Below are 8855 nucleotides of genomic sequence, written 5' to 3' on the forward strand. Positions count from 1 at the left end.
GCTCCGCGGGGCATGTAGGTGCTCAATTCAAGACATCGCATGTCTGGAATTGAGCGCCCGGGTCGCGGCCGCGCCTCAAGGGGCCGAGGCGGGAATGGCCCACAGCGAGAAGCCGGGGGCGCCGGGCAGGGCGCGGAAGAAGATGTCGTCTCCCGCGCGGGTGAAGGCCGCCGCCTCCGCCGGAGTCTTGCCCGCGCTCAGGGACTCCAGCGCGTGGGTGCCCTGGAGCGTCCCGTCGGTGACCCAGACATTGCCCTTCGCGGAGAAGAGCAGGCCGCCGGAACCCAGGGCCATGAGCGGCGAATGGAACACATCCGGCCGGGTGAGCCCGGAAGACAGCCAGCGCGTGCCGGCCGCCGTGCCATCCGTCACCCACAGGTCCACGTCGCGGGGCGTCTGGACGGTCGCCCCCAGCGTCCGGGCGAAGTAGACGCGGCCCCCCACGGTCACCGCGTTGCGCAGGCCCGGGACGGCCTTCGGATCATCCGCGTAGGGATTGGGGAGGACCGCGATGCCCTCCTTGGCGCCTCCGGACAAAGGCAGCCGCCAGAGCTTCGAGTGGCCATCATCGGTGCGCGTGAGCACCGTGGCGAAGCCTCCGGCGACGCCCACCAGCCGGCCGTCCCGGCCGAAGGCGTCCAGCCGCACCGTGCCGGCCTCCGTGCCGTCCGTCTTCCAGACCTCCAGGCTGGGGCCCTCATCGGTGAAGGTGAACACCACGGTGCCGTCCACGACCTGGGGCGGCCACAGTTCCACGTTCGCGGACGCATCCAGCCGCTTCAACAGGCGGGTGCCCTCGGCGGTGCCGTCCGTCCGCCACAGGCGCGTGCCGTTCACCGTGTCCTGGAGGGTGAACACCATCGACTCGCCCAGCCGCTGGGTCCACGTGATCGTTCCCTGGTACCGCCCCGGGATGCCGAAGTCCTTCAGCTGGAACGTGCCGGCGGCCGTGCCGTCGGTGCGCCACAAGCGCACGGTCTCCTCGAAGTCGTCGGTGAAGAACACCCGGAGGCCGGAAGCGGGGAGCACCGCACCCGGGCCACCGGTGATGCGGCCAAAATCCAGCAACTGGACCGTGCCCGCCGCGGTGCCATCCGAGCGCCACAGCTGCGTCGTGCCGCTCTGGCTGTAGGGCGCATGCCGGAAGAACGAGAGCGCGCCGTTGAGCTCCTCGAAGTTGAACAGGTTCGAGCCTTCCGAGCCCGGATTCAGGTCCACGACAGGCCGGGTGCCCTCGGCCGTCCCGTCGCTCACCCAGAGCTCCCATCCGAGCCACGGTTCGTACAGGTGGAAGAACAGCCGCGAGCCCAGTGGCGTCATGCCGCCGATCCGCAGGCCACCCAGGATCGCATTCGTCGGACCGAACGCCTTCACCACGACGGTGCCCGAGTCCGTCCCGTCGCTCTTCCACAGGGCGATGCGCTGGTCCTCCTCCTGCACGACGAAGTAGAGCGTGCCCGCCACATCCGTCAGCAGGTCCGGGCGGGGCTCCTTGTCCAGCCGCGTCCCCGGAGTCCTGCCTGGAGGGAGCACCTGCTGCACCTCCCGCGTCCCCCAGGCTGTCTCCATCCGCGCCTGGACCGCCGCCAGCTCACCGGAGTCCATCGCCTCCGGTCCGGCCCCGCACCCCATCACGCATCCCGCCGCCGCCACGACCCAGCCCCACGACCTCGTCCGCATGTCCGCCTCCCCAGCCCCCAGGTGCGAGGAAGGTGAGGCGGGGAGGACACGCGAGAACCTGCACCCTGGGGCAAGGCCGTTGCTCGAAAGACGACGGAGGCGGGACTACGCCAGGGGGTGCTCAGCCATACAGCTCGCTCAGCGGTCCCGGCGCGATGCGCGTGCTGCCCTCCTGCCCGAAGGTGTTGAAGTCCGCGTCTCCGAACGCGTGGCCGAGCGTGTTGAAGAGGTTGGAGACCTGACGGTTCCGGGCCGCGTCGAACTTCGGGTACACGACCGTGCGCCCGTCGGTCTTCAGGCCCAGCGCGTTGCCGCCCACCACGAGCTTCGGCCACTCCCGCGAGGTGGAGTGGTGCTGCTCGCCGTTGTCGGACATGAAGACGATCGCCGTGTGATCCAGCATCGAGCCGCTCGCGCCCACCTCGGGCGTGGCGGCCAGCGTCCTCGCCAGCTTCGCCACCAGCTGCACGTGGCGGCGGGTGACCTCGGCGACCTTCTCCCAGTTCTGCCCCGCATCCAGGCCGTGCTGCAGGTTGTGTCGCGGGGTGTCGCTCACGTCCGGGCCGTAGGACACGTCGAAGCCCGAGGTGCCCGTGGCCAGCACCACCGTGTTCGTCAGCCCCCCCAGGAGGGCCGCCGTGGCGATCTGGAACTGCGCCTCGAACCACTTCAGCGAGTCGGGCGGTGAGCCCGCACTGGTGAGCAGCGGGTTGTCCTTGGGCGCCAGCGGCAGGTAGGGCCGCACGCGGTCCGCCATGCCGGAGAGCTGATCCTCCCGCGTGCGCAGCGACTCGAGCGAGGAGACGTAGCGCTCCAGCTTCAGCCGCTCGTTGGAGTTGCCCTTGAACTCCGCCAGCGCCTTGCGCGAGTCGGCCAGCGCGAAGTCGAAGAGCATCTTGCGATCGCGCCCATTCGTCGAGCCGCCGAGCAGCGAGCCGAAGGTGCTGTCGAACGCGAGCGACGGGTTGACGATGATGCCCGCGGGCTTGCGGGGGCCGAGCGCGCAGGTCTCATACACGATGGACACGCGCGCGGAGCTGGTGCCCAGGCGCAGCACGTCGAACGGGGCACCCCGGCGCAGGCGGGGGGCGATCACCGCGTCGAAGGTCGCGCCCGCGCCGTTCACCGCGCAGCTCAGCCCGCCCGTCCCGCTGGAGTGCCCGCCGCCCGCGATGAGGTTGGAGAGCCCCAGCAACACGGCTGAGCGGTTCACCAGGTCGATGTCGCCGGAGGACGCCGCCAGCGGCCCGAGGCTGATCGCGCTGGCGAGATTGTCGCCCTGACGCACCAGCGGCGTGTCCTTGTACGCGTCCCAGAAGATGCGCTCGGAGGTGTTGGCGCTGCCACCCAGCGCCGCGCGGGTGCCCGTGCTCAGGAGCGCGCGGGGGTAGACGCCATTGCATTCCAGGACCAGCACCACGCGCGCCGGCAACGCGGACGACTGGGCGTAGACGTCGCGGAAGTAGGGCGCGAAGAGGCCGGCGGCCATGCCCTTCAGGACGGTTCGTCGCGAGAACATGGCGGTCACTCTCCAGCCTGCGGCACACGCCGCGTCTTCCAGGTGTCACTGGTCATCAGCGTGGTCAGCATCTTGGAGAACGAGCCCTTGTTCTGATCATAGGCCTGCTCCATCTGCGTCAGCGTGCAGGCGTCGCTCGGGTTCTCCGGGCGTCCCATGAAGTAGCGGAACGTCTGCCGCACGAAGCAGCGCTTCACGTGCTGGGACGCCGCCAGGCGCTCGCTCAGCTCCACCGCGTCGCGCACCGGGCCGTTGAGCGCGGGGTCCGGCATCGACGTGAGCGTCGAGCTTCCGTCCGGCGTGGTCCAGCCTCCGCTGGGCGAGTGATCCCGCGCGCGCAGGAAGCCCGCGTGGTTGTAGATCTCGAAGGGCAGGCCCAGGGGTTCCATCAGACGGTGACAGCCCTGACACTGCGCTCCGGCGGTCGCCTCCTGCAGGCGGCGGCGCGCGTTCTTGTCCGCGGCGTGAGCGCCGACCTGGGCCGCCACCTGCACGCTGCTGAGCGGCGGGACGAAGCCGCACAGCAGGTTCTCGCGCACCCACTTGCCGCGGTGGACGATGGACGGATCATCCTCGAAGTTGCCGCCGTGCGCGGCCAGCCACACCGGGTGGGTCAGCACGCCCGCGCGCTCGGTGGCGGGCAGCGTCTTCCAGCGGCCCGCGACGGTCGCCGGGAGGATCTCGCTGACGTTGTACGGGTGCGACAGGCCCTTGTGCGAGTCGTACGCCGCGTTCTGCATGGAGGGCACGTAGAAGGTGCGCGTGGTGAGCAGGTTGGCCAGCACGTCCTGATCCTCGACGACCACCCGTGCGATCAGATCGTCGAACTGCTGGATGAAGGTCGGCTCCAGCGGATGGAAGTTGGTGAGCAGGTTGTCGTACGAGACCGAGCTGATGTAGCCGAGCCCCTCGAGCTCGAAGCGCGAGGTCGCCGCCGGGGACTCCTTGAACACCGCGGACACGTGTCCGTAGCCAAGCCACTCGCGGAAGAAGCCCGCGACGCCGTCACCCAGCCAGTACTGCCCGCGCTTGGAGCGCTGGTCCTCATTGTAGTCCTGCACCAGATCGAAGCGCGGCGTCCCGTTCTCCTGGGTGTCGACGCCGCCCAGGTGCTTCTTGATGAGCGCGGCGGTCGTCGCATCCTGCGTGAGCGAGCCATCCTTCGCGGCGACGGCCACGTCCGCCAGGTGGCCCTCCAGGGGCGCGGAGTAGTACGGATACACGAAGCTCGGCGTGGCCGAGGGCGCGCGTCCTCCCAGCGCGTAGGCCAGCTGCGATCCCAGCTCCAGGCTGGTCAGCGCCACGCGACCGTCCGCCGGCGCGCCGCCCAGCTCGCCGCGGAACATGGCGCCGGTCATCATCCACGCGGCGTTGGAGATCCGCGTGATGGAGTCCGCGCGGTTCTGCGCGGAGTAGGTGGGCTCCTGCGCGATGACCGTGGTCGCGAAGGCGATGATGCGGTTGAGCTCATCCTCGGTGGGCGGGCGGAAGAAGACGCCGAACTCGAGCATCTGGCCCAGGTGGAAGCGCTTGCAGGTGTCGCTCGGGTTCGCGTCGTTGAACATGCAGCTGAAGCGGCGGTCGGTATAGACGCGCTCCATCCGGTTGCCGTCCGGGTAGTTCATCGTCCAGGGCGCGGCGGCCGCGCCGACCACCGGCAGGAAGAGCTCCACCGTGGCCTCGTCCAGCGTCTCGTCCGTGGCCCAGGAGCTGTACTGCTCGATGGCGCTGGGATCGAGCGGGTTGTCGTAGAAGCTGAACCCGGTCCAGCTGCGCTCCACCGAGCCACCGACGTTGCGGGTGAACTCGCGGCGGTTCATGCGCCGGATGCGCGTCGGTGCATCCGAGCGCGTGCCTTCGGTGCAGGTGAAGAGCGCGGATTGATCGAGCAGGTTGGGCTCGGGCACGACGGTCGGGGGCGGACCGCCCGTGCTGTTGCAGAGGGGCATGCCCTCCCCGATCCAGGTCGAAAGCGCGGTGCGCTCGGCTTCGCTCGCGCGCTCATGCGGGGCCGGCGGCATCGGGGACGCGTTGTCGCCCATCCGGATGAGCGCGCGCTGGGCGTTGCTGAGCTTCCCATCCAGCGCCGAGCTGACCCGCATGTCGTGCAGGGTGCGCAGCGGCATCGTCGCACCTTGGGTCGGCAGCGCGCCGTGACAGCTGGCGCAGCGGTCGGTGAGCACCGACTGCACCACGCACGCGGCGGCCAGGTTTCCACCGGACCCACCGGGCCCGGCGTCTGGGGTGTTGGGGCCGCCGTTGTTGGTGCCTGGCCCGATGTTGCCCTTGCAGGCAACGAGGCTCAACAGTCCGGCCAGCAGGAGGACGCGGTTCATCCGGCCAGTCTGGCACGGACGGCAGGTAGAATAGCAAGCAAGGTCCGCGAAACGGGCTCGTGCGTGAGCGCCTACGCGGCCGCGTCCACGCCAATCACGTCGCGCACGGACGCGAAGCCGTCGCGGGCCAGCAGGGCGCCCAGCTCCGGGAGGATGCGGTCCACCATGCCCGGGCCCTCGTAGATGAAGCCCGTGTACACCTGCACCACGGTGGCCCCCGCGCGCAGCTTCTCGTAGACGTCCTGCGCGGAGAACACGCCGCCCACGCCGATGAGGGGCAGGGTGCCCCGGCTGCGCTGATACGCGCGGCGGATGACGGTGTTGGACAGCTCCCGCACGGGGGCGCCGGACAGGCCGCCGGCCTCCTTCGCGTGCGCGTGCTCGAAGGGGCGGGTGAGGGTGGTGTTGGTGGCGATGAGCCCGGACAGCCCGCGCTCCAGGGCCACGTCCACCACCTCGTCCACGGCCTCGGGGGTGAGGTCCGGGGCGATCTTCAGGAACAGCGGCGTGCCCGGGGCCACGGCCTCCATCCGCGCGCGCACGGCGAGCAGCAGCGCGGACAGCTGCTCCGGCTCCTGGAGCTTCCTCAGGCCCGGCGTGTTGGGGGACGACGCGTTGACGACGACGTAGTCACCCAGCGGCGCCAGCGCGTCCACGCACGCGACGTAGTCATCCACCGCGCGCTCCAGCGGCGTGTCCTTGTTCTTGCCGATGTTCACGCCCAGCGGGCCGGGCTTCCACTCGCGGGCCTTGAGGCGCTCCGCCGCGGTGGCCGCGCCGTGGTTGTTGAAGCCCATGCGGTTGATGACCGCGCGGTGCTCCGGCAGGCGGAACAGGCGCGGCTTCGGGTTGCCCGGCTGGGGCTTGGGCGTGACGGTGCCAATCTCCACGGCGGAGAAGCCGCAGGCGAACAGCCCGTCCACGGCCTCCGCGTCCTTGTCCAGCCCGGCGGCCAGCGCCACCGGGTGGGCGAACTTCAGCCCCGCCAGCTCCACGGACAGGTCCATGGGCGCGCGGGACAGCGTGTGCTCGCGCATGGCGCGGCAGCGGGCGTTCCACTTCCCCAGTGCCGCGAGCCCCGACATGCCCAGCCGGTGCGCGGGCTCCGGGGGCAGGGTGAACAGCAATGCGCGAGTCAGGCCGTACATGGGTCAGGCCGGGATGAAGGACGCTTCACGCGCCCACGCCAGCGCCTGGTCCACCTGCTCCGTGGTGAGCAGGTTGTTGGACTCGACGATTTCAATCTCCCGCCGCATGTCCGTCTCCAGCAGGTAGGGGCCGTCCGTGTTGATGGTGAACTTCACCTTGCGGTCCCAGAACGTCTGCATGATGTGCTTGAGCTCCTGCAGGTCCTCCACGGCCTTGGTGTGGATGTTGGACGTGGGGCACAGCTCCAGCGTGATGTTGTTCTCACGCAGCACCTTCATCGCGGACTCGTCGTACGCGGCGCGGATGCCATGGCCGATGCGGTGCGGCTTGAGCTTCTCCACCGCCGCCATCAGGCCGTTGGCGCCCGTGCCGGCCGTCTCGCCGGTGTGCACGGTGCACTTGAGGCCGGCCTTGCGGGCGCGGGCGTAGAGGTCCTCGTACTCCGACAGCGAGGCCTTGTGCTCCATCGCGTCGCGCTCCGTGCCGGCCAGGTCGATGCCGTACACGCCGCGCGAGCGGTACTTGATGGCCTTCTCCACGATGATGCTGTTGAGCTTGTGGTCGAACTCACGGGCCAGGCAGAAGATGAGGCCCACCTTCACGCCGTACTCCAGCGTCGCGCGGTCCATGCCCCGCAGCGCCGCGTGGATGATGTGGTCCAGGTCCAGCTCGCTGGAGAGGTTGCGCTTCATGGGGTTGAAGCGCAGCTCGATCTGGGTGACGCGGCTGCCCCGGTACTCCTTGCCAATCACCTCGTAGACGGAGCGCTCGATGGCGCTGGGGGAGGATTGGATCTTCTCCGTCCAGGTGTGGAGGATCTTCAGGTAGTCGTCGAGGCTGCCCACCTTGCCCGGACGGGAGGTGATGAGCTCGACGAAGTCGAAGTAGTTCTTGACGGGGAGCTTGAAGCCCTGCTGGTGGGCGATGGACCACAGGATGTGCGGAGCCACCGCGCCACCCACGTGGATATGAAGGTCAATGAGGTCGCGAACCATGGCGGCATGTATGCACAGCCACGGCCACGCGTAAAGCTATCGGCGCAGCAGCACGTAGACCGCGCCGGCCCCGCCGTCCTGCGGACGGGCAGTGCAGTACGCCAGCACCATCCGCTCCAGCCGCTTCTGCGACAGCAGGTCCCTCACCGCGTCCTTGAGCACCGGGATCTGATCCTTGGAATTCAAACCGCGCCCGTGGACGATGAGCACGCACCGGCGCTTGGCCCGGCGGCTGTCGGACAGGAAGCGCTCCACGGCGGCCTGGGCCTCGCGCTGCGTCTTGCCGTGGAGGTCCAACCGGTCCTGCACGGAGAAGTCGCCCCGGCGGAGGGAACGCAGCAGGTTGGGGTCCACGCCGGGGGAGGCGCCCTCGAAGGCCTCATCCGAGCCGGTGAAGGACAGCGGCCCGTCCACGGCGACCAGGTCGGACAGCTGCGCGAGCGCCTCCGCGTTGTCGTCCATGATCTCCGGCAGGCGCGGGTTCGTCTGGGGGGCCTCACCGCGGTTCGTCACCTGCTTCACGCCGTCCATGGCGGCGAAGAAGAGGCCCACGTCGTCGTCCTCCGGACGGGCCTTGGGGGCCTTGGTGGGCTTCTGCGCGACGGCCTTCTTCTTCGAGGCCTCCGCAGCGGCGGCGGCCGCTGCCTTCTCCTGCTTCTCCTGGTCCTGGAGCGTCTTGATGGCGGACTTGAACGGGTTGTTCTGGAACTCCGCTTCCTTCTTCTTGGGGGGACGCTGGCTCATGGGATTCCTGTCTTCTAACCCGGGCTACAGGCCGCGCAGCCTGCGGATTTCCTCGTAGGCGTCACGGACGGCCTGGAACTGACGGGCGGCCTGCTCGGCGGCCCGGGCTCCCAGGTGGCTGGCCTTGTCCGGGTGGTACCTGGCGGCGAGCTTGCGGTAGGCGCTCTTCACCTCCGCGTTGGAGGCGTCCGGGGGCAGGCCCAGCGTTTCATAGTGGCCGGTGGCGTCGCCCAGGTGCTGTTCGGCCAGGGCCTGGACCTTGGCGTCGGGGACATCCAGGCCCTCGGCCATGCGCTTCAGGGCCTCGCGTTCGGAGCGCTGGAGGGGGCCGTCCGCGAGCGCCATCTCATAGAGGGCGTCCAGCAGCCGGAGCCGTTCGCCTGAAGGCAGGGAGTCCAGGCAGGAGGCGAGGGCGGCGGGGGCGTCCAGGGA

The 8855-nt window shown here is 69.7% G+C and carries 7 protein-coding genes; all 7 read right to left on the bottom strand.

Annotation, left to right across the window (positions count from 1 at the left end; translation table 11 throughout):
- Window positions 1–75 precede the first annotated feature (75 nt).
- Window positions 76–1680: a hypothetical protein gene (locus D7X96_RS18670; protein WP_147468345.1), complete on the bottom strand. Its 1605-nt coding sequence runs from the start codon at window positions 1678–1680 to the stop codon at window positions 76–78.
- A gap of 121 nt (window positions 1681–1801) precedes the next feature.
- On the bottom strand, window positions 1802–3199 hold the full coding sequence (locus D7X96_RS18675) for a DUF1552 domain-containing protein (protein ID WP_120547889.1): 1398 nt from the start codon (window positions 3197–3199) through the stop codon (window positions 1802–1804).
- 5 nt (window positions 3200–3204) lie between these two features.
- Window positions 3205–5535 carry a DUF1588 domain-containing protein gene (locus D7X96_RS18680; protein WP_121770343.1) on the bottom strand — a complete coding sequence of 777 codons (2331 nt, stop codon included), beginning with the start codon at window positions 5533–5535 and terminating at the stop codon, window positions 3205–3207.
- 71 nt (window positions 5536–5606) lie between these two features.
- Window positions 5607–6683 carry a quinone-dependent dihydroorotate dehydrogenase gene (locus tag D7X96_RS18685; RefSeq protein WP_120547847.1) on the bottom strand — a complete coding sequence of 359 codons (1077 nt, stop codon included), beginning with the start codon at window positions 6681–6683 and terminating at the stop codon, window positions 5607–5609.
- 3 nt (window positions 6684–6686) lie between these two features.
- Window positions 6687–7679 carry an adenosine deaminase gene (add, locus tag D7X96_RS18690; RefSeq protein ID WP_120547846.1) on the bottom strand — a complete coding sequence of 331 codons (993 nt, stop codon included), beginning with the start codon at window positions 7677–7679 and terminating at the stop codon, window positions 6687–6689.
- Window positions 7680–7715: 36 nt separating this feature from the next.
- A complete protein-coding gene (locus D7X96_RS18695) occupies window positions 7716–8423 on the bottom strand; it encodes a Smr/MutS family protein (RefSeq protein WP_121770344.1) in 708 nt (235 codons plus the stop codon).
- Window positions 8424–8447: 24 nt separating this feature from the next.
- The coding region (locus tag D7X96_RS18700; protein ID WP_158626600.1) for a DnaJ domain-containing protein at window positions 8448–8855 on the bottom strand (408 nt) is incomplete at its 5' end.

This window comes from Corallococcus interemptor, assembly GCF_003668875.1.
Taxonomy (GTDB): Bacteria; Myxococcota; Myxococcia; order Myxococcales; family Myxococcaceae; genus Corallococcus; species Corallococcus interemptor.